The organism is Streptomyces barkulensis (assembly GCF_002843305.1).
GTDB classification, from domain to species: Bacteria; Actinomycetota; Actinomycetes; order Streptomycetales; family Streptomycetaceae; genus Streptomyces; species Streptomyces barkulensis.
Map to the genome: position 1 here is coordinate 24,587 of NZ_PGSG01000030.1, position 23,651 is coordinate 48,237.

Annotated in this window: 24 protein-coding genes; 12 read left to right on the top strand and 12 right to left on the bottom strand. The window is 73.1% G+C overall.

Features of this window, described 5'->3' with window-relative positions; genetic code table 11:
- Nucleotides 1-180 precede the first annotated feature (180 nt).
- Complete coding sequence (locus CUT83_RS07600) at nt 181-1,668, top strand: D-alanyl-D-alanine carboxypeptidase family protein (protein ID WP_420882430.1); 1,488 nt, start codon at nt 181-183, stop codon at nt 1,666-1,668.
- An 85-nt stretch (nt 1,669-1,753) separates the two neighbouring features.
- Here the strand turns inward: CUT83_RS07600 and CUT83_RS07605 are convergent, their stop codons facing one another.
- Together CUT83_RS07605 and trpS are read right to left on the bottom strand one after the other, a co-directional pair.
- Nucleotides 1,754-2,338, bottom strand: coding sequence for a 2'-5' RNA ligase family protein (locus CUT83_RS07605; RefSeq protein ID WP_101255125.1), 585 nt, complete (start codon nt 2,336-2,338; stop codon nt 1,754-1,756).
- A 58-nt stretch (nt 2,339-2,396) separates the two neighbouring features.
- On the bottom strand, nt 2,397-3,410 hold the full coding sequence (trpS, locus tag CUT83_RS07610; RefSeq protein WP_093851184.1) for a tryptophan--tRNA ligase: 1,014 nt from the start codon (nt 3,408-3,410) through the stop codon (nt 2,397-2,399).
- A 259-nt stretch (nt 3,411-3,669) separates the two neighbouring features.
- Between trpS and rocD the strand changes: the two genes are divergently transcribed.
- A complete protein-coding gene (gene rocD / locus CUT83_RS07615; protein ID WP_101255126.1) occupies nt 3,670-4,995 on the top strand; it encodes an ornithine--oxo-acid transaminase in 1,326 nt (441 codons plus the stop codon).
- Between the two features lie 49 nt (nt 4,996-5,044).
- On the opposite strand, the gene pdxR is transcribed toward rocD, so the two are convergent.
- Complete coding sequence (gene pdxR, locus CUT83_RS07620; RefSeq protein WP_101255127.1) at nt 5,045-6,553, bottom strand: MocR-like pyridoxine biosynthesis transcription factor PdxR; 1,509 nt, start codon at nt 6,551-6,553, stop codon at nt 5,045-5,047.
- Between the two features lie 47 nt (nt 6,554-6,600).
- Here pdxR and CUT83_RS07625 point away from each other — a divergent pair, with 47 nt between their 5' ends.
- The 7 genes from CUT83_RS07625 to CUT83_RS07655 all read left to right on the top strand — a co-directional run bounded on the left by CUT83_RS07625 (nt 6,601) and on the right by CUT83_RS07655 (nt 12,225).
- A complete protein-coding gene (locus tag CUT83_RS07625; protein WP_206282641.1) occupies nt 6,601-7,095 on the top strand; it encodes a carboxymuconolactone decarboxylase family protein in 495 nt (164 codons plus the stop codon).
- Nucleotides 7,092-7,847: an isocitrate lyase/PEP mutase family protein gene (locus tag CUT83_RS07630; protein ID WP_101255129.1), complete on the top strand. Its 756-nt coding sequence runs from the start codon at nt 7,092-7,094 to the stop codon at nt 7,845-7,847. The genes CUT83_RS07625 and CUT83_RS07630 overlap by 4 nt, the downstream gene beginning before the upstream one ends.
- A gap of 181 nt (nt 7,848-8,028) precedes the next feature.
- Nucleotides 8,029-8,631, top strand: coding sequence for a M48 family metalloprotease (locus tag CUT83_RS07635; RefSeq protein ID WP_143688508.1), 603 nt, complete (start codon nt 8,029-8,031; stop codon nt 8,629-8,631).
- Nucleotides 8,628-9,887: an MAB_1171c family putative transporter gene (locus tag CUT83_RS07640; RefSeq protein WP_194074700.1), complete on the top strand. Its 1,260-nt coding sequence runs from the start codon at nt 8,628-8,630 to the stop codon at nt 9,885-9,887. Before CUT83_RS07635 ends, CUT83_RS07640 begins: the two co-directional genes overlap by 4 nt.
- Nucleotides 9,888-9,966: 79 nt before the next feature.
- On the top strand, nt 9,967-10,941 hold the full coding sequence (locus tag CUT83_RS07645) for an NsdA family TPR-like regulatory protein (RefSeq protein ID WP_101255131.1): 975 nt from the start codon (nt 9,967-9,969) through the stop codon (nt 10,939-10,941).
- Nucleotides 10,938-11,459, top strand: coding sequence for a DUF3574 domain-containing protein (locus CUT83_RS07650; RefSeq protein ID WP_101255132.1), 522 nt, complete (start codon nt 10,938-10,940; stop codon nt 11,457-11,459). The genes CUT83_RS07645 and CUT83_RS07650 overlap by 4 nt, the downstream gene beginning before the upstream one ends.
- A 172-nt stretch (nt 11,460-11,631) precedes the next feature.
- The gene (locus CUT83_RS07655) at nt 11,632-12,225 is read left to right on the top strand and encodes a Uma2 family endonuclease (protein WP_101255133.1); all 594 of its coding nucleotides are present in this window, start codon (nt 11,632-11,634) and stop codon (nt 12,223-12,225) included.
- Nucleotides 12,226-12,975: 750 nt separating this feature from the next.
- On the opposite strand, the gene CUT83_RS07665 is transcribed toward CUT83_RS07655, so the two are convergent.
- Complete coding sequence (locus CUT83_RS07665; protein WP_101255135.1) at nt 12,976-14,217, bottom strand: XRE family transcriptional regulator; 1,242 nt, start codon at nt 14,215-14,217, stop codon at nt 12,976-12,978.
- 267 nt (nt 14,218-14,484) lie between these two features.
- On the opposite strand from CUT83_RS07665, the gene CUT83_RS07670 reads away from it, so the two are divergent.
- Complete coding sequence (locus CUT83_RS07670) at nt 14,485-14,913, top strand: VOC family protein (protein WP_101255136.1); 429 nt, start codon at nt 14,485-14,487, stop codon at nt 14,911-14,913.
- A 59-nt stretch (nt 14,914-14,972) separates the two neighbouring features.
- On the opposite strand, the gene CUT83_RS07675 is transcribed toward CUT83_RS07670, so the two are convergent.
- The 5 genes from CUT83_RS07675 to CUT83_RS07695 form a co-directional block, all read right to left on the bottom strand.
- Entirely contained in the window at nt 14,973-15,527 is a 555-nt protein-coding gene (locus CUT83_RS07675) for an AMIN-like domain-containing (lipo)protein (protein WP_101255137.1), read from the bottom strand.
- 210 nt (nt 15,528-15,737) lie between these two features.
- On the bottom strand, nt 15,738-16,409 hold the full coding sequence (locus CUT83_RS07680; protein WP_240957992.1) for a DUF4276 family protein: 672 nt from the start codon (nt 16,407-16,409) through the stop codon (nt 15,738-15,740).
- Nucleotides 16,406-17,542, bottom strand: a complete 1,137-nt coding sequence (locus tag CUT83_RS07685; protein WP_101255138.1) for an AAA family ATPase — start codon at nt 17,540-17,542, stop codon at nt 16,406-16,408. The genes CUT83_RS07680 and CUT83_RS07685 overlap by 4 nt, the downstream gene beginning before the upstream one ends.
- Nucleotides 17,543-17,779: 237 nt before the next feature.
- On the bottom strand, nt 17,780-18,271 hold the full coding sequence (locus tag CUT83_RS07690; RefSeq protein WP_165869496.1) for a hypothetical protein: 492 nt from the start codon (nt 18,269-18,271) through the stop codon (nt 17,780-17,782).
- Nucleotides 18,268-18,660: a hypothetical protein gene (locus CUT83_RS07695; RefSeq protein WP_101255140.1), complete on the bottom strand. Its 393-nt coding sequence runs from the start codon at nt 18,658-18,660 to the stop codon at nt 18,268-18,270. The genes CUT83_RS07690 and CUT83_RS07695 overlap by 4 nt, the downstream gene beginning before the upstream one ends.
- A gap of 169 nt (nt 18,661-18,829) precedes the next feature.
- Between CUT83_RS07695 and CUT83_RS07700 the strand changes: the two genes are divergently transcribed.
- Together CUT83_RS07700 and CUT83_RS07705 are read left to right on the top strand one after the other, a co-directional pair.
- On the top strand, nt 18,830-19,081 hold the full coding sequence (locus tag CUT83_RS07700) for a GntR family transcriptional regulator (RefSeq protein WP_093851134.1): 252 nt from the start codon (nt 18,830-18,832) through the stop codon (nt 19,079-19,081).
- Nucleotides 19,082-19,085: 4 nt separating this feature from the next.
- A complete protein-coding gene (locus CUT83_RS07705) occupies nt 19,086-19,322 on the top strand; it encodes a GntR family transcriptional regulator (RefSeq protein ID WP_240957991.1) in 237 nt (78 codons plus the stop codon).
- A gap of 88 nt (nt 19,323-19,410) precedes the next feature.
- On the opposite strand, the gene CUT83_RS07710 is transcribed toward CUT83_RS07705, so the two are convergent.
- The 3 genes from CUT83_RS07710 to CUT83_RS07720 form a co-directional block, all read right to left on the bottom strand.
- Entirely contained in the window at nt 19,411-20,367 is a 957-nt protein-coding gene (locus CUT83_RS07710; RefSeq protein ID WP_101255141.1) for an ABC transporter substrate-binding protein, read from the bottom strand.
- Nucleotides 20,368-20,439: 72 nt separating this feature from the next.
- On the bottom strand, nt 20,440-22,524 hold the full coding sequence (locus CUT83_RS07715) for an ABC transporter permease subunit (RefSeq protein ID WP_101255142.1): 2,085 nt from the start codon (nt 22,522-22,524) through the stop codon (nt 20,440-20,442).
- Entirely contained in the window at nt 22,521-23,642 is a 1,122-nt protein-coding gene (locus CUT83_RS07720) for a quaternary amine ABC transporter ATP-binding protein (RefSeq protein ID WP_240957998.1), read from the bottom strand. The genes CUT83_RS07715 and CUT83_RS07720 overlap by 4 nt, the downstream gene beginning before the upstream one ends.
- Between the last annotated feature and the right edge of the window lie 9 nt (nt 23,643-23,651).

Sequence of the window (23,651 nt, forward strand, 5' to 3'; positions counted from 1 at the left end):
GTCTATCGGCCCAACGGAATCACTGGCAGGGGCGTCTCCCGCCACCACGATGGTCCTCTCGGAGGTTCCTCTCCGTCGCCGAGCCGATACGTTCGCTCCGTGTCGAAGACTCACCGCGTAATCGCCCGCGCGCGCCGAGTGCGCAGCGCCCGCGGCCTCACCGCCGCCACCGCCCTTCTCCTGCCGTGCCTCCTCACGGGCACTCCGACCACGGCACACGCCGTGTCGGACGCCGTGTCGGACGCCGTGTCGGACAAGCCCAGGGAGCCCTCCCCGCCCTCGCGGATGTCCGCCGTCGGCGGGGAACGCCTGGGCCTGCCCGGTGTCCAGATAGAACCGCGGGCCGGGGCCGGCGCCCCCGAACTGCCCGACTCGATCACCTCGCGCGCGTGGATCGTCGCGGACGCCGAGACCGGCGACGTGCTGGCGGCCAAGAACGCGCACTGGCCGCTCGCCCCGGCCAGCACCATCAAGATGCTCTTCGCCGACACCCTGCTCCCGAAGTTCGACAAGGACCGGGTCCACCGCGTCTCCCGGGAGGAACTGCTCCGGGTCGGCCCGGGCAGCAGCATGGTCGGCCTCAAGGAGGGCCTGACCTACACGGTCGACGACCTGTGGAAGGGCGTCTTCCTCCGCTCTGGCAACGACGCGGTGCACGCGCTGGCCGAGCTGAACGGCGGCGTGGACAAGACCGTCCGCGAGATGAACGAGCACGCCGGACGGCTCGGCGCGACGGACACCCATGTCGTCAGCCCCGACGGCTACGACGCCGAGGGGCACGTCTCCTCCGCCTACGACCTCACCCTGTTCGCCCGCTCGGGGATGCAGAAGCCGGACTTCCGCGAGTACGCGGCCACCGTCCGCGCCCGGTTCCCCGGGGACGTGGAGAAGGGGGAGGACGGGAAGAAGAAGCGCGGCACCTTCGAGATCCAGAACACCAACCGCCTGCTGACCGGCGCCCCCGGCCTGGAGCCGTACGAGGGCATCGCGGGCGTCAAGAACGGCTACACCACCAACGCCGGTTCCACCTTCACCGGCGTCGCCCAGCGCGGCGACCGGGTGCTGCTGGTGACCGCCATGCACCCCGAGGGGGGCGGCCTGAGCGTCTACAAGGAGACCGCCGCCCTCCTGGACTGGGGCTTCGAGGCGGCCGGGAAGACCGAGCCCGTGGGCGAGCTGGTGCCGCCCGAGGGGGCCGGGAACGGGCTCGGCAAGAACACCGACGACAGGCCCGGCAACCAGGCCGGCGGGGCCGAGGCGCAGCCCGCCGGGCCCACCACGCCCACCGCGTCCAGAACGCACGGGGCGTCGGACGGCGCCGGTACGGCCCTGATGATCGTGGCGTCGCTCCTGGTCGCGCTCGGTGCGGGCGCGTACGGGGTGCACCGGCGCTGGCCGCTGCCGGGCCTGGCCGGTACGCCCCGCCCGGGGCGCGGCCCGCAGGGCCCGGCGGTCCTGGGCAGCCCGGAGAACCCCGGTGCCCTGGAGAGAATCGTGACGAGGCCGCCGGCCCCCGGGAGGCCGGAAGGCGCCGCCTCCGCGTCCCCGGGCACCGGGAAGGCTTCGGAGAGCGGGGACGGGGGTGGGGACGGGAAGGCCGCCGGATCCGGCGGAACCGCGCCCCCCGAGCCCCCGGCGCCCCCGGCGAAGGACGCCGGGACGCCCTGAGAAGTCCGAACAGTCCGAACAGTCCGAGCAGCACCGCGGCCCGCAAGGGCCGCGGCCGGCCCCCTGCTCCGCGCGCCGGGGCGCGTCAGAGCGAGGGGGCCGGAGGCCTGAAGAAGTTCGGCTGCGGGGGCAGGGGCAGGTGCGCGGAACCGCCGAAGGAGAACTCTCTCTGGAGCCGCCACACGCAGTCCTCGCCCTGCTCGTACAGCGCGAAGCCCGTCACCGTCCAGGCGGCCTCGAAGTCGGCCAGTTCCGCGTACGCCCGGTCCATCGCCTCCTCGGCGATGCCGTGGGCGACCGTGACGTGCGGGTGGTACGGGAACCGGAGATCGCGGGCGAGCGGGCCGTCCTCGGCCCGGATCCGCTCCTGGAGCCATCCGCAGGCCGAGGAGCCCTCGACGATCCGGACGAAGACCACCGGGGACAGCGGGCGGAAGGTGTCCGTACCCGACAGCCTCATCGGGAAGGACCGTCCCGCCGCCGCCACCCGGGCGAGGTGCTCCTCGATCTCGGGGCGGCACGCGGCGTCCACCTCGGTCGGCGGCAGAAGGGTCACATGGGTGGGGATGCCGTGGGCCGCGCTGTCACCGAAGCCGGCGCGCCGCTGCTGGAGCAGGCTGCCGTAGGGCTCCGGGACCGCGATCGATACACCGAGCGTGACGGTCCCCACGTGCTTCTCCTTCCTCGTCCCTGCCGTTTCCCTGTCCCCCTGACCGCCTGGTGCCCCGTCAGTGCTTGGCGGGTACGAAGCCCACCTTCTCGTACGCCGCGGCCAGGGTCCGCGACGCGACCTCGCGTGCCTTCTCCGCTCCCCTGGCCAGCACCGAGTCCAGCGTCTCGGGGTCGTCCAGATATTCCTGGGTGCGCTCCCGGAAGGGCGCCACCCAGGCGGCGACGACCTCGGCCAGGTCGGTCTTGAGGGCACCGTAGCCCTTGCCCGCGTACTGCTGCTCCAGTTCCGGGATCCCGGTACCGGTGAGGGTGGAGTAGATCACCAGCAGGTTGCTGACGCCGGGCTTGTCCTTCTCGTCGTAGCGGATCTCGGTCCCGGTGTCGGTCACCGCGCTCTTGATCTTCTTGGCGGAGGTCTTCGGCTCGTCCAGCAGGCTGACCACGCCCTTGGGGGAGGCCGCCGACTTGCTCATCTTGACCGTCGGTTCCTGGAGGTCGTAGATCTTCGCCGTCTCCTTGAGGATGAAGGCCGAGGGGACGGTGAAGGTGTGGCCGTAGCGGCTGTTGAAGCGCTCGGCGACGTCGCGGGTCAGCTCGATGTGCTGGCGCTGGTCCTCGCCGACGGGGACGCTGTCGGCCTGGTAGAGCAGGATGTCCGCGACCTGGAGGACGGGGTAGGTGAACAGGCCGACCGTCGTGCCCTCGGCGCCCTGCCGCGCGCTCTTGTCCTTGAACTGGGTCATCCGGGAGGCCTCGCCGAAGCCGGTGAGGCAGTTCATCACCCAGGCGAGCTGCGCGTGCTCGGGCACGTGGCTCTGGACGAACAGGGTGCAGCGCTCCGGGTCGAGTCCCGCGGCCAGGAGCTGGGCGGCGGCCAGCCGGGTGGAGGCGCGCAGCTCCTTCGGGTCCTGCGGGACGGTGATGGCGTGCAGGTCCACGACGGCGTAGAACGCGTCGTGGGTGTCCTGCAGATCGACCCACTGGCGGACGGCACCGAGGTAGTTGCCGAGGTGGAAGGAGCCCGCGGTGGGCTGGATGCCGGAGAGTACACGGGGACGGTCAGTGGCCATGGCGCCATTCTCGCAGAGGGCCGCCGCCGGGATCACCCGTGTTCCGCCTCCCGTGCGGGCCCGGGCGAGGTCCCGGCGAGGTCCCGGCCCGGCTCCCGGACATGGGCCGTACAGGCGTGCCGGCGCACCGGAACGCGCCGCGCCGGAGGGTTTCGGTGCGAAGCGGGCGTACGACGATAGAGATAGGCATCACACGCGGCGACCGCCGCACGATCGCCGGTGCACACGTCCACTCCGCCCACCCGACACGGAGCGTTCCATGGCCACCTCGGCAGAATCGTCCGCCTCCCCCGCCCCCGCCTCTCCCGGCTCCGCCGCGCCCAACGCACCCGCCGCGCCCGCCGCCTCCGCGGGCACCGCGGGCACCGCGCGTACCGCCTCCGCCGAACTGATCGCCGCCGCCGACGCGCACAGCGCGCACAACTACCACCCGCTGCCGGTCGTGGTCTCCTCGGCCGAGGGGGCGTGGATGACCGACGTGGAGGGCCGGCGCTACCTGGACATGCTCGCCGGCTACTCGGCGCTCAACTTCGGCCACGGCCACCCCCGGCTGCTGGCCGCCGCCCACGCGCAGCTGGACCGGCTCACCCTCACCTCCCGCGCCTTCCACCACGACCGCTTCGCCGCCTTCTGCACGGAGCTGGCCGAGCTGTGCGGCATGGAGGCGGTGCTGCCGATGAACACCGGCGCGGAGGCCGTGGAGACGGCGGTGAAGACGGCCCGCAAGTGGGGTTACCGGGTCAAGGGCGTCCCCGACGGCCGGGCGCGGATCATCGTGGCCGAGAACAACTTCCACGGCCGCACCACCACGATCGTCAGCTTCTCCACCGATCCCGAGGCGCGTGCCGACTACGGTCCCTACATGCCGGGCTTCGACATCGTCCCCTACGGCGACCTGGAGGCGATGCGGGCCGCGCTCGACGAGAACCCGGACGACACCGTCGCCGTGCTGCTGGAGCCGATCCAGGGCGAGGCGGGCGTGCTGGTGCCGCCGCCTGGCTATCTGGCGGGGGTGCGCGAGCTGACCCGTGAGCGGAACGTGCTGCTTGTCGCGGACGAGATCCAGTCGGGCCTGGGCCGCACGGGCCGGACGTTCGCCTGCGAGCACGAGGGCGTGGTGCCGGACGTGTACGTGCTGGGCAAGGCGCTCGGCGGCGGCATCGTGCCGGTCTCGGCGGTGGTCTCCTCGGCTGATGTGCTGGGCGTCTTCCGGCCCGGCGAGCACGGCTCCACGTTCGGCGGCAACCCGCTGGCCTGCGCGGTGGCGCTGGAGGTGGTCGCGATGCTGCGGACCGGCGAGTTCCAGCAGCGGGCGGCCGAGCTGGGCGAGCACCTCCACCACGAGCTGGGCCTGCTGGCGGGCGGCGGCGCGGTCGAGGCGGTGCGCGGGCGCGGTCTGTGGGCGGGCGTGGACGTCGTCCCGTCCCTGGGCACGGGCCGGGAGATCTCCGAGCGGCTGATGGGGCGGGGCGTCCTGGTCAAGGACACCCACGGCTCGACGATCCGCATCGCCCCGCCGCTGGTGATCTCCAAGGAGGACCTGGACTGGGGGCTGGAGCGGCTCGGCGCGGTGCTGGGCGCCTGAGTACGGGCGCGGGGTTCGCGCGGCGCCCCCGGCAAGCGCCCCCGGCGGGTCATCCGAGGGTGCCGCGCAGCACCGCGCACAGCGCCTCCACCGCCGGGGAGAGGCCGTGCTCGGGCGGGGTGCCGTAGCCGACGACGAGCGCGTCGCGGCCGGGACCGGGACCGGACCCGGAGCATCCGGGCCCGGGCTCCGGGGCGGCCGGGTGACGGAAGCGCGCCAGCCCCTCCAGGGCCACCCCCGCCCGCCGTGCCGCCTCCAGCACCGGCTCCCCGGTGCCGGGCGGCAGTTCCAGCACGGCGTGCAGTCCGGCCGCGATGCCGGTGACGTGTACCGCGGGGGCGTGCTCGGCGAGCGCGGCCACGAGCTGGTCGCGCCGGCGCCGGTAGCGCAGCCGCATGGCGCGCACATGCCGGTCGTACGCCCCCGAGTCCACGAAGTCGGCGAGGGTGAGCTGGTCGAGGACGCCGCAGGTCTCGGCCGTCTCGCGGCGGACGGCCAGGACGGGACCGAGCAGCGCCTCGGGCACCACCATCCAGCCCAGCCGCAGCCCCGGCGCCAGGCTCTTGCTGGTGGTGCCGAGGTAGACCACCCGCTCCGGATCGAGGTCCTGGAGCGCGCCGACGGGCTGGCGGTCGTAGCGGAACTCGCCGTCGTAGTCGTCCTCCAGGATCACTCCCCCGGTGGCCCGCGCCCAGTCGACGGCGGCCGTACGCCGGTCGGGGTGGAGGGGGACGCCGGTGGGGTACTGGTGGGCGGGAGTGAGGAGGGCGGCACGCGCCCCGGCGGTGTACAGGGCGGACACGTCGGCGCCGCGGTCGTCCACCGGCAGCGGCACGGTGCGCGCCCCGGCGCGGGTCAGCAGGTCGCGGTGGATCCACAGGCCGTACGACTCCACCGCCACCGTGGTGCCCAGCACCTCCCCCAGCAGCGCCAGCCCGCGCGCGAACCCGGCGCAGACCACGATCCGTTCGGGGTCGGCGCGCACGCCCCGCGCGCGGGAGAGGTATCCGGCCAGCGCGCGGCGCAGTTCGGGCCGGCCGCGCGGGTCGTCGTAGCCGAGGGCCGCGCTGGGCGCGGCGGTCAGGGCGCGGCGGGCGGAGGTGAGCCAGGCGGCGCGGGGGAAGGCGGAGACGTCCGGCCGCCCGGAGCGCAGGTCGTGGAGGATCCGCGGGGGCCTGCGGGCGGGGGCCGCTGGGCGCGGGGGCCGGCGCGGGACGGCGGGGCGTGCGCCCGGCGGGCCGGCCGGCGCGGCCGGTTCGGCGCGCGGCGCGACGCGGGTGCCCGAGCCCTGGCGGGCCGTCAGCCATCCCTCGGCGACGAGCTCGGCGTACGCGTCGGCCACGGTGTTGCGGGCGACGCCCAGGTCGGCGGCGAGCGAACGGGAGGAGGGCAGCCGGGTGCCGGGGGCGAGGCGGCCGGTACGGACGGCGTCGCGCAGGGCTCGCATCAGACAGGCGCGCAGGCCCCCCGGTCCCCCGAGGTCCAGATGGAGGTCGCTGCCGGAGCCGACGGCCCCTCCGACAGCCCCGTCGGCCGGATTGGCCCAGGATTCCCGCATGGAAGTGGACCATACCCCTGGGCTACCGCCCGCCTAGGGTCGTCACCATGACGACAGTTCACGAACACGGCCCGCGCATGAACCTCTGGAAGCTCGTCCCCGAGGTGTACAAGGGGATGGCCTCCTTCGAGGCAGCGGCGTCGAAGGGGCTGGACCCGGTCATCGCCGAACTGGTCAAGATCCGCGCCTCGCAGCTCAACAAGTGCGCCTTCTGCATCGACATGCACCTGACCGACGCCCGCAAGCTGGACATCGACCACCTCAAACTGGACCTGCTCGACGCCTGGGAGGAGGCCCAGGGCCTCTACACCGACAAGGAGCAGGCCGCACTCGCCCTCACCGAGGCGGTCACCCGGCTGGACGGCGGCACACCGCAGGGGCACTACGTTCCGGACGAGGTCTACGAGCGGGCGGCGAAGAACTTCGAGGAGACCGAACTGGCCCATCTGATCTCGCAGATCGTCTCCATCAACGCCTGGAACCGCTTCCAGGTGGCCACCCGCGCCGTCCCGGGCTCGCTCAGGGACAAGAGCCAGGGGTGACCGACGGCAGCCGGGGCGCGGTGGACGCCTTCCGCGCCCTCCACCTCCACCACGGCGACGCGCCCCTGGTCCTGCCCAATGTCTGGGACGCGGTGAGCGCCCGCGCCTTCGCCGGCGCGGGCTTCCCCGCGCTGGCCACCTCCAGCAGCGCTGTGGCCGCCACCCTGGGGTACGCCGACGGCGAGGGCACCCCGCCCGGCGAGATGTTCGCGGCCGTCGCCCGGATCGTCCGCGCGGTGGACGTCCCCGTCACCGCCGACATCGAGCGGGGCTACGGGCTGGCCCCGCGGGAGATCGCCGAGCGGCTGCTGGAGGCCGGGGCGGTCGGCTGCAACCTGGAGGACTCCGGACCGGCCGCACGGGGGTTGGCCGATCCGGGGCGCCAGGCGGAGCGGCTGGCCGCGGTGTGCGCGGCGTCGGGCGGACGGCTGCTGGTCAACGCCCGGATCGACACCTATCTGCGCGGCGCGGACGACCCGCTGACGGCCGCGGTGGAGCGCGGGCGGCTGTACGCGGCGGCGGGCGCCGAGTGCGTCTTCCCCATCGCCGCGCCCCCGGACCATCTGCCGGTACTGGCCGCGCGGATCGGCGCCCCGGTCAACGCCCTGTGCCGCCCCGGCTCCCCCTCCCCCGCCGAACTGGGCGCCCTGGGCGCCTCCCGCGTCACCTTCGGCGGCTCCCTCCACGCCCGCGCCTCCGCCGCCGTCGCGGAACTGGCGGCCGGACTGCACGGCGGCCGGGGTCGTCTTTGAGCCAACTTGCCGGCGGCCGTGCCGCAATCGCGGCGGTGGGTTGCGCACGCCCCGGCGGATGGTGACGATCTCTCAGGAGGCGCCGAGAACCGACACCCGCCGACCGCCCCACGGCGCCGTCCCCTCCAGGACCCCGAAGGCGACGCCGCGCGATGCGGGAGACGCCGGAAAGGACACATCGGTGGCAGCGTCCCCCCTGCGCTTACCGGGCCGCCGCCGTGCCCGGTTCCGGGAGATGCAGCGCGCCTGCGAAAGACGCCTCGCCGAGATCGGCATCGTCCCCGGCCACGACAACGCCGCGGACACCGCGGGCTTCGTGAACGCCGAGGGCATCACGGCCGTCTGCGAACAGGTGGGCCGCCGGCGCGGGCGCACCATCCGCCTCGTCCCGATGGAGCTGGAGGAGCCGCTGCTCCACGGCCTGTGGATCGCCCTGCCGGACACGGACGTCATCGTCTACCGGGCGAACACCAGCAGGCCCCACCAGGAGCACATCATCGCCCACGAGCTCTCCCACATCATCTGCGAGCACGACTTCGGCGCGCTCCCCGGGCCGGCCGTGCCGGCGCACCTCTTCCCGGAGGCCGATCCGGACCTCGTCCGCAGGTCGCTGAAGCGCTCCGCCTACGACGACAGGGCCGAGCAGGAGGCCGAGATGATGGCGTCGCTCATCCTGGCGCACGCCCGCCGCAAGGCCGCCCCCGACCCGGAGGACGCCGACGCCCTGCCGCCCGAGGAGGCCACCGTGATGGCCCGCGTGGAAAGCGTCGTCGGCCGCGGATGATCTACGACGTCCTGTCCCATCTGTGCGCCCTCGTCGGGCTCGCCGCGTTCTGCTACAAGCTCCCCGAACTCCTGCGGCGCAGGGGCGACCCGGCCCTGTGGGCCCTGGAGATCTACTTCCTGTGCTCCGGGATCAGCTTCCTCATCGACCTCAACTGGCTGCGTGACGACGTCTCCCGCCTGTTCGGCTACCCGAACCTCACCACGCTCCTGACCCAGGCCGCGGTGGTCGTGCTGACGGCCGCCCAGCAGGTCGTACTGGTCCACTGGTCGCATCCGCCCGAGCGGGCGGCGGCCCTGGCCCGGCGGCGCGTGCTGGCGTTCTCCGCCGCGCTGGCGGTCCTGGTGGTGCTGTTCTTCGTCGTGGAGCCCTACCGGCAGACCGCCTCCGCCGAGGGCACCCTGCTGAGCAACATGCAGGACCGCGACTACGCGGGATACCTGCTCCTCTACATCACCGTCTGCGCGGTGGGACAGGTCGGGGCCGTACGGCTGTCCTACCGCTACGCGCGCATCGCCCGCCGCACCTGGCTGCGCGCGGGCATGTGGACGGTCACCGCCGGCGCCTCGCTCATCCTGCTCTACTGCGCCATCCGCTACACCCAGATCACCGGCACCCAGCTCGGCCACGACATGAGCGCCTGGGAGCCCGCGTACTGGCTGGCCGGGAGCGTGGGGGCGCTGCTGCAGGTGTTCGGCTGGACGGTGCCGTCCTGGGGGCCCGCCCTCTCCGGCCGGCTGCGCGGCTACCGCTCCTACCTGCGGCTGCGCCCCCTGTGGTGGGCCCTGTACGAGGCGGTGCCGGCGATCGCGCTCGAACCGCCGCCCAGACGGCCGCTGGACCTGCTCCCGCCGGCCGGCCTCGACTACCGGCTCCACCGGCGCGTCATCGAGATCCTCGACGGCTGCCACGCCCTGGGCCCGTATCTGCCGCGCGGCGCGGAACGGGGCTCTCCGGCCTACGAGGCCCGGCTGCTGAGGTCCGCCCTCGACGCGCGGGCCGGGACCCCGGAGGGCCCCGCGCCCTCCTTACCCGCCGCACCGCCCCCGTCGGCCGAACACCGGGGCGGCTCCGGCGACTCGGGTGGCTCGGGAGACTTCGCGCAGGAGGTCGCCTGGCTGTCCGAGGTGGCCAGGGCCTTCGCCCGGCTCCCCGCCGCCCGCCCGGCCGCCTCACGGGCCGCGGCCGAACGGGCGGCCTCCGAACAGGCGGCCTCCGAACGGGCCGCAGCGCCGCAGGGAAGCGATCACCCCTGATCCCTGACTCCTGCCCCTGCCTCCCGATCCCCGCCTCCTGACTCCTGGCTCCGCCAGGACCGAACCCGCCAGGAAACCGATGGAACCCCGCCCGCCCTCCCCGCCGGACGTCCGCGCCATGACGGCCGAACTCCTCGCGCTCGACCGGACGCTGGGAGCACGCCACGCCGCCCCCCTGGCGCTGCGGTCCGTGCGGGCGGTCGAGGCGGCCGAGGCGGCTTACGGGGCGGACACGGCGATCTCGGGCCTCGCCGACCCGGCGGACCTCGCGGAGTTCTTCGAGGTCGCCGCCTGGATCCTGTTCGACGCCGAGCGGCACGGGCCGTCGTACCGCCTCAACCGGCGGGCGCTCGCCCTGACCCGCCGCCTGCCCGAGGAGGAGCGCTCCATCGAACTGTTGGTGCTCTCCGTGCTGAGCATGCAGCAGGCCCACCTCATGCGCCCCCGCGCGTCCCTGCGCACCTCCTCCGCCGTCCTGGCCGGGCGGGACCTGCCGCCGCGGGTGGCCGCCCTGTTCCATGTGCGCCAGGCACGCGCGTACGCCCAGCTCGGCGCGCGGGCGCGGGCGATGCGCTCCCTGGACGCCGCCCGGGAGATGTCCGCGGACGGCCCCTCGGAGCGGGACCCCGCCTGGAGCTGGTGGTTCGACCGCGCCGAACTCGACGGCCACCACGGGCTCGTCCTGGCCGACCTGGGAGACGCGGAGGGGGCCGCGGCCCTGCTCCACGCGGCCGTCGCGTCCGACGGCGGCCCCGCCTACCGCGCCCTGTTCGCCGCCGACCTCGCCCGCGTCCTGGCCCGCGCGGGCGCGTGGCGCGAGACGGACGCCCTGCTGTCCGCCCTGGCGGAGAGCGCTCCCCGCATGGGGTCCGTACGCGCCCTGAACTCCCTGCGGCAGGCGGTCGCCGCCGTCGGGGAGGGCCGCCGGGTGCCGCGCGCGCTGCGCGGCACCACCGAAGACCTGGCCGTGCTGCTCACACGGGAACTCCCGCGCGAGCGGACCGGCGAAGGAGAAGCCCACCCCCCGCCCACCGAGCCGACGGAGTCCCGATGACACCGCACACCTCCCGCCCCGCCCGCCGCACCCGCCTCGCCGTTCTGCTGGCGGCCCTGCTCTGCGCGGCGGGCGCGTCCACCGCGTTCACCACCACGCTCCAGGCGGGGGACGCCAGACCCGCCGCCGCCCGCGCCGAGGTGTCCGGGACGTCCGGGACGTCCGGGACGTACCAGTCCCCCCACACCAAGCCGTACGTGCGCACCCAGCTCTTCTTCGGCACCGGCCGCCACGGCGGCGAGCCGCCGATCACCGAGGAGCAGTTCATGGACTTCCTGAACGAGTACGTCACCCCGCGCTTCCCCGACGGCCTCACCCTCCAGGAGGGCTACGGCCAGTGGCGCGACAGGACCGGCTCCATCAACGGCGAGCGCTCCTACGAGCTGATCCTGCTCTACCCCCGCGAGCAGGCCGAGGCCCGCGACGCCGACATCGAGTACCTCCGCGACCGGTACACCGAGATGTACGAGCTGGAGTCCGTCGGCCGGGTGGACGAGCAGGTTCGCGCCGACTTCTGAGGCCCTCCGCCTCCCCATCCCGCCCCGCCCGTGTCCCGTCCCCCGCCGGATCGTTGTCCCGGCGGGGGACGGGTTCCGGCATCGAGGCCCTCGTCTGGCGCATGATGGTGGCGTCCCCCGTGAGGCAGGCAGTCCGGCACGAACGTGCACAGCCACAGAGAGGGGGCCCACCATGGGAGGTCTCGTGATGACGGCGCCGCTGCCCGACCAGGAGTCGCACGACATGCTCCGGACCTATGCGCAGATCGAACTGCCCGAGGGTCAGCGAGCCGAGCTCATCGGGGGGGAGATCGTCATCTCACCGACGCCCACGAACTACCACAACTGGATCTACAGCGAGCTGCACTATCTTCTCGCCCATCACTCCAGGGAACGCGGCTGGTCCGTCACCAACACCACCACCGTCGCCCTCCCGGCGACCGGCGAGCGCTACGTCCCCGATCTGCTGATCTGCGAGTCGGCCGTGCTGCGCGACGCCCGGGAGTGGCAGGTCCCCGCCGAGGACGTGCTGCTCGTCGGTGAGATCACCTCGATGTCCACGGTCCTGCGCGACCGCAAGAACAAGGCGCAGGGCTACGGCCGGTCGCGCGTACCGCTCTACCTGCTGGTGGACCCGCTGGACGGGGAGGGGAGCGCGACGGTGTTCGCCGAGCCGGACGGTTCCGGCCGCTACCGGGTGGAGCACCGCGTGCTGTTCGGGGAGAAGTTCACGCTCCCCGAGCCGTTCGGCCTGGAGATCGACACCTCCATCCTCCGCCCGGAGTGACCTCGCGCGCCGGCGCCGTCCCGGTCGCGGATGGCGCCGGCGACCGTACGGCCGTCGGCCGCTCCCACAGCCGGCCCACGGCGCCTGCGCGCCCTCTTCCCAGTGACGGAAGGCCGCTTCCAACGGGGTGTCACGGAAGTCCGGCAACCCCGACCCGTGTTCCTGGAGCTTCCGGTACGCCTTCGCCAGTTCCTCCACGGTCCGGAAGCATCCCGCATGGACCGCCGGCACCAGTACGTCCTCGATCGTGGCGCAGGTCAGGTCCCAGTCCGCCGCCATGGCCGGACCGCCTCTGTCGTCCATCAGGAGCGCGACCTGATGCCCGTGCTCCTGCAGCCGCACCCCGTGCGCGACCACCACGCATTCGCCCAGATCCTTGGGCTGACGTATCGCCTGCTCGAACTCCGCGTCCCGTAGCGCCTCAAGCACCTGTACAGCCCGGGCTTGTGACGCCTCACCGATCACCAGCCTCGGCAGCACCCTGACGTACCGACTGCTCTCGAGAGCCGCCCAGCGCTTCTCCAGCCCGGGGTACTTGCGACCCTTGCCACGGATCTCGTCGCAGACCTCCTGCGGCACCAGAACCGTCCACTCGGCGTATTCGAGGGCAGCTGTCAGCACCCGATTGAGGTTCGCCCCGGCGAAGTGCACGCACACCACCGCGTCCAGCACACAGACCGGGTCCCTCATCGAAGCGCCCCCAGCGCTTCCCTCCTCCGGTGCATCGCTCACCGCCGGTCGTTCCCGTCCTCACCCGGGTGCACCGGTCGCACCCTTTCCGCCGCTGCGACGGGCGATCAGGGCCGCCACGTCGAGCCGCTTCGGAGCAGGCGGCGGAGGCGGCGTGATCCCGGCCTCGGCCAGTTCCCGCTCGGTCGTACGCGGATCGTCGCCACCGAGTGCGGCCACGGCCCGTACACCGGTCTTTCCCGACCTGTACACCTTGACCGCCCGCTCCAGGATGCGCCGGGGCGGACGCACCCGTGACGCCGCCTCGCAGGCGGCCTGGTACTCGGGGCCCCAGCCGTAGGACCAGGCGAGCTGGCGCCCGGTCGGCCCTTCCAGTTCCCGGCTCTCCCCGGAAGTGAGCAGACCGAGCTGCTCGCACTGGGTGAGGACGACCTTCAGGCTGACCTCGTAGTGACGGGCGGCCATGGCGCACTCCTTGCGCCCGGGCCGGCCTGCGGCGTGCTCCGCCATCCACCGCCTGACCCCCTCCGCCGGCGCGAGCAGATGGCGGGCGAAGGCATCGCAACGGCGTTCCTCGAAGGTCCGCTCACCGTCGACCAGATGGGCCTCCATCCCGTCACCGAACAGGACGTGCCCCAGCTCGTGCGCGAGGGTGAACCGCTGGCGCTCCGGAACGTGGGCCGCGTTGACCAGCACCAGGGTGACTCCGCGGTCCGGGTCGAGCGCGGTGAACCCGGACACCTCCTCCGGGAGGTCGATGACGGCGGTGTCGACGCCGAGCGCGGTCTCGGCGGGCTCGGTCAGATCCAGTACGGGGCCCAGCCCGAGGGCCAGCTCCTTCCTGACCGCTTCGGCCAGAAGCCTGCCCTGGTCCTCCGCCGGGAGCGCGGCGGGCGGCAGAGCACACTCCGAACCCGACTGCCTGCCGCTCCCGCGCCGCTCCCCCACCGGCTCCATCGGCTCGAACGCGTCCATGCGGTCGTCCAGGGCCAGGATGTCCTCCGCGCGGCGGGTGGCCCGGCGAAGGCTCTCCTCCGCGTCCCGCACTGCTCGCGCGGCCACCTTCATGCGTTCGCGCACCGGGTTCCCCCGGGTGAGCAGCGTCAGGGGCACATCGAGCGCCCGGGCGATCCGGTCCACCTCCGCGAGCGTGAGAACCGGCCGCCCGCCCTGTTCGATACGGGCCAGCGTCGGCTGACTCAGCTCCGCGCGGGCGGCCAGTTCCCGCTGGCTCATTCCCGCATGACCGCGCTCATGGGCGATCCGCCGCCCGATCTCCCTCAGGTCCGTTCCCTCATCCATCCCCGCACCTCCTTGAATCAAGGATGCCTTCCTGATTCACGGACTGCTCCGGCTCCCACCCACCAGATCGCGCCGTACGTGCGTCTCGCCGCGCCGGAACCGTGACAGGGGCCCGTTCCGGAACGGCGGGCAAGTCCCTTTGACGCATCGGCTCCGGCTCGCCCCCCGCCGTACGGCACGGCGGCGGCCGCATGGGGCCCCCTCCCGTCAACGTTCCTGTCGCCAAATAAAGTTGAGCGGAGGGGACACCTTGCTTACGGTTGCCCGATGGCATCGGTCAGACAGCTCCAGATCACCTTCGACTGCGCGGAACCCGAGCGCCTCGCCCGCTTCTGGTGCGAGGTGCTGGGGTACGTCGTACCGCCGCCCCCGGAGGGGTTCGCCACCTGGGACGACTACAGCGGCTCGCTGCCGCCCGAGGAGCGGGATTCGTGGTTCGCCTGCGTCGACCCCTCCGGTGCGGGCCCGCGGCTGTTCTTCCAGCGCGTCCCCGAGGGCAAGACCGCCAAGAACCGGGTACACCTCGACGTGCGGGTCGGCACCGGTCTCGTGGGTGACGAGCGCCTGGCCGCGCTCGAGGCCGAGTGCACGCGGCTGGTCCCGCTCGGCGCGGTACGCGTACGGCTCCTGTACGACGGCCACGACTCGTGCATCGTGATGCAGGACATCGAGGGCAACGAGTTCTGCCTCGACTGACCCCCTCCGCGAACGGATCCACAAGGCCCCGGGGTCCCCATGGAACCCTCCGGCCGGTGTCAGTCCTGCGGGTTCGCTCGCCCGTGCGCGATGTCGACGACGATCCGGTTCTCGTCGGCCTTCACCCGGAACCCCGCCCGGCCGTCGCCCTCGGGGTCCACCCCGATCCCCACGCCCATCTCTCCCTCGAAGACCCCCAGATCGCGTATCTCGCGGACGACGGAGGTGCCTTCCCGGTCCTCGAAGGTGCTCCGCGGCGTGACTCCGACGAAGACGATCTTCAGCCGGTGCTCGCCGGTGATGCGGACCTCCTCGCCGAGCCCGCCGTGGCGCAGTGTGTCCACGTACTCGGCGAAGTAGTCCGGCACTCCGTCCGCGAACTCGAAGCTGACCCGGTCGTAAGCGTCGTGGCCGCTCACCCGTACATCCTTGAGCACCGGAGCAGCGGACGCGCCCGTCCACCGGCCCTCTCCCGACTTCCCGGACGTGTCCTGCGGGGCTCCCACCGGCCGGTCGCCCGCCTCCGGGGACGGTGAGGGGGCGTCGGAGCCGGAGACGGCCATGAGCAGGACGGCCGCGAGGGCGGTCGCGGACAGGACGGAACGGCACGGCATGGTGAACTCCCTGACGTGGGCGGCCGGATGAGAACGGGCGGGGAACCCGCAGGTAAACGGTCGCACAGGCACGGACCTTCTTCTCGGTGCGGACGACCGTTCCAGAAACCCGCCCAGCGTGGGGGGCTGGGTGGAGTCCGGCCCAAGCCGCCGCACGCTCCGGTCCACCAGGGTCCGGCGGGGAGGGCGTCCCCTCTCCCAGGACGGCGCTCAGGAGCCATCCGATTCGAGCCGCTTCAGCCAGGCGTCGAGGTGCGGACAGGCGGCGCGCAGCGCGTCGAGGCCGAGGAGTTCGATCGCGTCGGGGCCGTCCACGACCTTGTGGTACTCCGGGCACGCCTTGAGGATCCGCTTCGACGGAGCCGTGTCGGGACCGTCGTTGACGAGTTCGGGGCCACCCGCGGCCTTGACCTGTGCCGCCAGTTCGTCTCCCAGCTTCGGTGATTCGAGCAGCTCCGCGAGCTCGCGGGCCGCCGCGAGCACCCACGCCTCCGTCTCGTGCAGAACGAGGAACGGCAGGAAGCGGGCATCACCGATGCTCCGTGCCATGGCCTTCTCCACGTGCGCCACCCGCGCGTACGCGTCTCCGGCAGGCATGTCGGAATATCCCGGGGTGTCGGAGGGCAATCCGTAGAAGTCGAGCAGGGTGGTCACCGTGTCGACAGCCGAGTTCCGCAGCAGCGCCCGGATGTCACGCTCGATCCTCGACCACGTACTCACCCCACCGCGGTTGTGGGGCTGCCCGGCCGCGCGGCGCGTCTTGAGCACCACCGGGGTGAGCCACACACCGCGCTCGCTCAGTTCGGGCTGGAGGAGCCTCGCGACGACGTTCTCCTCCGTCTGGCCCTCCACCAGCACACAGGCCTGCCGCACCCCGGTCACCCCCGCCGCTTCCGCTCGGGCCTGGGGCGCCCGCCCAGGAGGTTCTTCAGCCAGAGGTCGCCCAGCGAGTAGTCGTCGAGCCATGCGGCCAGTTCCTCCGGGGCCGGACGCCGCAGTTCCGTCGCGCCGTCGGTGCGTTCGGCGACGACGAGTTCGTCGAGCGTGAACTCGTCGAGCAGCGTGACGGACTGGGTGGCCAGGAGGACCTGGCTGCGCACCGAGGCCGTCCGGAGCGATTCCGCCAGGACTCTGATCGCGGCGGGGTGCAGGCCGAGTTCCGGTTCGTCCAGGACCAGCAGCGCCGGGGGCTGCGGCTGGAGCAGGAGCGTGGTCAGGCAGACGAACCGCAGGGTGCCGTCGGACAGGGCCTCCGCCGGGAGGACGGTGTCGGAGCCGAACTGCTTCCACCGCAGGCGCACCCGTTCGCCGGAGTCCTCGGCGAGCACGAAGTCGCGGAAGAACGGCGCGACGGAACGGACCGTGCGCACGATCTTCCGGTACTCCGCCGAGTGCTCCTTCTTCAGTCTCATCAGGAAGGCCGCGAGGTTGCCGGCGTCCGGGTGCAGGGCCTCCGAGTCGGAGGCGTAACCCGCCTGCTTCACCGGCGCGTTGCGGGTCGTGTCGTGGAAGTGGTAGACGCGGCAGCCGCGCAGTATCGAGAGCGTGTGCCGGGCGACTCCCCCGACTCCGTGTGGACCGGACTCGGCCGCTTCCGGCAGCCGGGACTCCCGGTTGCCTCTGCCGATCTCCTCTCTCCACGGCTGTTCGTAGCTGATGGAGTCGTGGAACTCCACCACCTCGCGTTCGAAGACCAGCTCCCCCTGCGCGGCAGGCACCAAAACCGCCTCGTAGGCGTTGCCCAGGTGCCCGTCCTTGGCCTGCACTCGCAGCCCGATGCGTGCGGCGGTCCCTTTCGCGCCGTCATGCAGCATGGCCTCCGCCCCGCCGCGCAGGCCGACCTCCATCCGCAGGTCCCCGTCGGCGATGCGTCCGAGCAGTTCGACCGCGTCGATGAAGTTGCTCTTGCCCGCGCCGTTGGGGCCGACGAGGACGGTGATCGGTCCCAGGGTCAGCTCGGTCGCCCTGATCGACTTGTAACCGGTGACGGCGATGCTCTCGACCCTGCGTGACATGTGCTCAATCTATCGGCGTACGACTGCTCCGACGGCTCGGACATGCGTCCTCGCCTCCCGCTCCATGCCGGGTGGGGAGGGAGCGCCCTCCCCACCCGGCGGGGTGTACGTGGGGCCGTGCGGGTCAGCCGCGGTGGGCGGCCTGGGCCAGGAGGACCACGGCCACGGTGGAGACGGCCACCAGGAGGGTGGTCCAGGTGCACGACTCCAGGCGCCTACGGCGCGTGCGGTGTGACATCACTCCCGGCACCCCCTCCGGTCCGGGCAGCCGAACGGGGCTGTGTGGTCGGCGGGTTCGGCGGGTCGGGCCGGTTCGGCGATACGGCGGGCGTGGATGGTGAGGGCGGCGGTCTCGTACCTCCAGCCGCGCCCGGTGTCCGCCTCGGCCCGGACACGGGCCGGGTCGTGGAACGCCGGCGGGGCCAGGCAGCCGCGCATCCCGCGCAGTATCGCGGGCACGTCCTGCCCGAGCAGTACGCCGTGGAGCACGCGCGACAGGAGCCGGTACGGGTCCTGCTCCGGCCGTACGGTCCAGCACAGCCGGTACCAGTGCCCGGCGCCGGGAGGTGGCGCGGCGGCGGGTTCTGGCGCCTCCGGCGCGGGGTGGCACGGGCAGGCGCACACCAGGTGGCGGACGCCGGGGACACCGCTGTCGCGCGGTTCGCCGTCGGCGCAGTGCCCGTGTCGGCCGATCACACAGGACGGGGAGCGGTACTCCGTCTCGTTCACCACCGGGCGCCCCCGGCCGTCGCGTGGATGTTCCGGGTGTCCAGGTCCAGGCCCATGGTCGCCAGCCACAGCACCCGCCGTCGCCGCCGCGCCGCCTGCTCGTGGGCCGTCCGCTCATGGGCCGCCCAGTACGGTCGCACCAGCGCCGGGTCCGCCCCGGCCGGCGGCCGGGCCTGCTCGCGGCTGTACGGCGAACGCGGCGCCGGGATCCGGGCGACGGCCCTCGTGCCGGTCGGCGCGGGCCGGGCGGAGGCCGTCCGGCGCAGGGGCGCCGGGGCCTGGACGGGGGTCCTGCGGTGCCGGCCGCTGGCCGGAAGCAGCCGGGCGAACAGCGCTGCGAGGACGGGACGGCGTGCCCGTCCGAGGGCACGCGCGATAAGGTCGCGCACGTCATCAACTCCTGTGTAGTTGGTGGCCACGCCCCCGGACCGGTTGCGTCGGTCGCGGGGGTCTTTCCGTTCCGGCGTGAAGCAAATCACACCGTGATGCATCTAGATGTATCACGATATAGATAGAGCTAGCCATGCGAACTGTTGTATGGCTAGCTAGCTTCAAGGCATGAGCCTTGATCCGGAGTCGGGACGCCCGCTGTACATGCAACTGGCGGATGTGATCGAAGCGAAGATCGCGAGCGGTGAGTACGCGCCGGACCGGATGATCCCGACTCCGGCCCGCCTCTCCGAGGAGTACGGGATCGCCCAGATGACCGCGCGCCGCGCCATGCGCGAACTGCGGGAGCGCGAGCTCGTCTACACAGTGCCCGGCAAGGGTTCCTACGTCGTTCCCGAGCCCAAGACCTCAGACGGCTGACCCCTTGATCGACTTCGCCTCCGACGTACCCCGGTGGATGCAGGTGGCCGACGTGATCCGGCAGCGGATCGCCGACGGCACCTACCCGCCGCGCACCCGCGTGCCCTCGGTGATCCAGTTGCAGGCCGAGTTCGGCATCGCACAGGCCACCGCGCAGAAGGTGCTCACCCGGCTGCGCACGGAGGGCGCCACGTACACCGTGCCGGGGCTCGGCAGCTTCGTGGCCGAGACCGAGGAATAGGTCCGTAGACGAACGGCGGGCCCGGAACGCACCTCGCGTTCCGGGCCCGTGGCCGTGGGGGGCTGCCCCTCGCGGGGCGGCCGGCTCCTTACGGGAGCCACTTCTCCCAGGTGGACTTGTTCTCCTTGACCCACTTGGCCGCCGCGTCCTCCGAGGACATGCCGTCGCCGGCGATCCACTTGGCGACCTGGTTCTGCTGCTCGGTCGACCAGTTGAAGTTCTTCAGGAACTGCGCGGCGTCGCCGCCGTCCTTGACGAAGTCGGCGTTGAGGTACTTCTGCAGCGGGGTGTTGGGGTAGGCGCAGGCGACCTTCTCCGGGTCGGCGTCGCAGCCCTCGGTGTACTCGGGCAGCTTCACCTCGACGAAGTCGATCTCGGCGTTCAGCCACTGCGGCGTCCACCAGTACGTCAGGAAGGGCTTCTTCTCCTTGACGTACTTCTTGATCTGGGTGATCTGGGCGGCCTCGCTGCCCGCGTAGACCGTCTTGAGGTCCAGGTCGAGGTTCTTGATGATCGCGTCGTCGTTGGTGGTGTACGACGGCGAGCCCTCCAGGAGCTGGCCCTTGCCGCCGCTCTCGGTGGTCTTGAGCTCGTCGGCGTACTTGTTGAGGTTCTTCCAGTCGGTGACGTCGGGGTTCTCGTCCGCGAAGTACTTGGGCACGAACCAGCCGATGTGGCCGGTGACGCCGAGGTCGCCGGCCGCCACGACCGTCTCGCGCTCCTCGACGTAGCGCTTCTCCTTCTTGGGGACGCCGCCCCAGTCCTCCAGGATCGCGTCGACCTTGCCGCTGTCGAGCGCGTCCCAGGCGACCGGCTCGTCCATCTGCTGGAGCTTGACCTTGGCGCCCAGCTCCTCCTCCAGGATGTGCTTGGCGACGGCCGCGTTGGCCTCGGCGCCGACCCAGGAGGGGACGGCGATGGTGACGGTGTCGCCGCCGCCGGAGGAGGAGGCGCCGGTGTCCGCGGCGCCGCAGGCGCTGAGCGCGACCATGCCGAGGACGGCCGATCCGGCGGCCAGGGTGGTGCGTATCCGCTTGCTGTGCATGGGGAACGGTTCCTTCTGTCGTACGGAAAGGGGGGTGGGTTTCGGGGGTCTCGGGTCAGCTCCGGTCTCGGTTCAGCGCCGGTCGCGGGTGGCGGCGGGCTGGGTGACGCGGTCCAGGAGCACGCCGAGGCAGACGATCGCCGCGCCGGCGGTCAGGCCGATGCCCAGTTCGCTCTTCTGCAGGCCGTAGACGACGTCGTAGCCGAGCGCGCCGCCGCCCACCAGGCCGCCGATGACGACGATGGCCAGGACGAGGACGACCCCCTGGTTGACGGCCAGCAGCAGGGCGGGCCGGGCCAGCGGGAGCTGGACGTGGCGCAGTTGCTGGCCGGTGGAGGCGCCCATGGAGCGGGCGGCCTCCAGCGCGCCGGGGTCGGTCTCCCGGACGCCCTGGGCGGTGATGCGGATGACCGCGGGCAGCGCGTAGACCACGGCGGCGATGATCGCGGCGGTGCGGCCGACGTTGAACAGCGCCACCACCGGGATGAGGTAGATGAACTGCGGCATCGTCTGCATCACGTCGAGCACCGGCCGGATGGCCCGGTCCACCCAGGGCACCCGGGCGGCCAGGACGCCGATCGCGACGCCCGGCAGCAGGGTGACCACCAGTGCGGCGAGCACCTGGGAGAGGGTGTTGAGCGAGGTGGGCCACAGGCCCATCGCGCCGATCGCCGCCAGCGCGGCCACGGCGGTCGCGGCGGTGCGCCAGGTGCCGGTCAGCAGGGCGAGGGCGGCGGCGGCCAGGAGCAGCAGCCACCAGGGGGCGCCCTGGAGTCCGTCGCGCAGCGGGTTGAGCACCCAGCGGGCGAAGTTCTCCGACCAGGTGACGGTGCCGCCGATCAGGGGGATGCCGGAGCCGAGGTTGTCGGTGATCCAGTCGACGGCGGTGTTGACCGGGGCGGAGACGCTGACGGTCCACTGCTCGGGCCACTGCCGTCCCAGGGCGGCCGAGCCGGCCGCCGAGGCGGCGGCGACGAGGGCCGCGGCGGCGGCCCGTACCGTCCAGGCGCGCCCGCGGCTCGCGGGGGCCGAGGTGTCGTCCAGGCGCGCGCCCGCGGCGGCGGTGGTGCGGTCCAGCCAGATCGCGATGAGCACGATGGCGACGCCGGGGCCGAGCGCCTGGCCGACGTCCACCCGCGACAGGGCGGTGAAGACCTCGTCGCCCAGGCCGCCCGCGCCGATGACCGAGGCGAGGACGACCATCGACAGGCACATCATGATGGTCTGGTTCAGCCCCAGCAGCATCTGGCGGCGGGCCAGCGGCAGCCGGGCCGTGAGCAGCCGCTGCCAGGCGTTCGCGCCAAGCGAGGCGGAGGCCTCCAGCGCGGCCGGGTCGGCGCCGCGCAGGCCGAGCGAGGTGAGGCGGGCCATGGGGGGCGCCGCGTAGATGACGGTGGCGATCAGTGCCGAGGGCGTGCCGATGCCGAAGAGGAGCACGAACGGCAGCAGGTAGGCGAACGCCGGCATCACCTGCATGGTGTCGAACACCGGGCGCAGCAGCCGCTCGCAGCGGTCGGAGAGTCCGGCGGCCAGGCCGAGCGCCGCGCCGATCAGTGCGGCGGCGGCGACGGCGACGGCCATCAGAGCCAGGGTCTCCATGGCGGGCGCCCACAGGTCCAGCAGGCCGATCACGGCGAAGGTGCCCAGGGCGGTCGCGGCGGTGCGCAGGGCGCGGCGGCCGAGGTCCGCGCCGCCGGCGAACCAGGCGAGGGCGGCTGCGCCGGCCGTCACACCCGTCCAGCCGAGTCCCTGGAGGAGGGCGAGGACGCCGTCGACGGCCAGGACCGCGTTGTTGCTGACGTGCAGCAGGAAGTACAGGAACAGCCAGTGCGACTCGCGGTTGTCGACCAGCCAGGCGTCGAGTTCGTCCAGTGGTGGGCGGACGTCGTAGGTCAGGGCGTCCGGCCAGCTTCCGCTGCCCCACGCGGAGGCGGCCAGGGGTATCGCCACGAGGGCGAGGAGGGCGAGGACGAGGAGCCTGCGGGCGGCCGGGCGGGCGGCCGGACCGGGGCGGCCCGGCGGTCCTTCCCGGTCCGGCCCGGAGCCGGAGGCGGTGGCGGTGGGCGCGGTCCTGCCGGACTCCTCCGGCTTCCCGGTCTTCCTGAGCTTCCCCGGTTCCGGGGCCGGGGAGGAGGGGGCGGGGGTGGCGGTCGTCATACGGCGGCCACCTCCCCGCCGGCGGTATGGGATCCGCCGGGGTCCGGTGCGGTGCCCGGGTCCGTGCCCGCGTCCGCGTCCGTGCCCGGGTCCGCGTCCGCGTCCGCGTCCAGTCCGGCGACGACGGCCAGCAGCCGGGCGTGGTCGACGACGCCGAGGGTGCGGCCGTCCTCCACCACTCGGACGTGCTCGCCGCTGCGCGCCACGGCCTCGATCGCCTCGGCGACGACCGTGCCGGGGGCGAGGGCCACACCGGTGTCGGCCTCGCCCGCCAGCGCCGGGCGCATCGCGCGGCGCACGGAGATGACCTGCTCGCGCGGCACGTCGCGGACGAAGTCGCGCACGTAGTCGTCGGCCGGTGCGGCGACGATCTCCTCGGGGGTGCCGAGCTGGACGATCTCGCCGTCGCGCATCAGCGCGATGCGGTCGCCGACGCGCAGCGCCTCGGACAGGTCGTGGGTGATGAAGACCATCGTGCGGCCCTCCTCGCGGTGGAGCCGGATGACCTCCTCCTGCATGTCGCGGCGGATCAGCGGGTCGAGTGCGCTGAACGGCTCGTCGAACAGCAGGACCTCGGGGTCGACGGCGAGCGCGCGGGCCAGGCCGACGCGCTGCTGCTGGCCGCCGGAGAGCTGGCCGGGGCGGCGCTCGCCGAGTCCGGCGAGGCCGACCTTCTCGATCATCCCGGCGGCGCGGGCGCGGCGTTCGGCCCTGCCCACGCCCTGGATCTCCAGGCCGTAGGCGACGTTGTCGGTGACGGTGCGGTGCGGCAGCAGGCCGAAGTGCTGGAAGACCATGGCGGCGCGGGTGCGGCGCAGTTGCCGCAGCCGGGCCCGGTCCATGGCCAGGACGTCCTCGCCGTCGATGTGGAGGGTGCCGGCGGTGGGCTCGATCAGCCGGGTCAGGCAGCGCACCAGGGTGGACTTGCCGGAGCCGGACAGGCCCATGACGACGAAGACCTCGCCGCGGGCGACGTCGAAGGAGACGTCGCGGACGGCGGCGGTGCAGCCGGTGCGCTCGCGTACCTCGGCGGCGGACAGCCCGGTCAGGGAGGTGTCGCCGGGGACGCGGCCGGCCTTGGGGCCGAAGACCTTCCACAGGTTCCGGACGGAGAACACCGGGTCGCC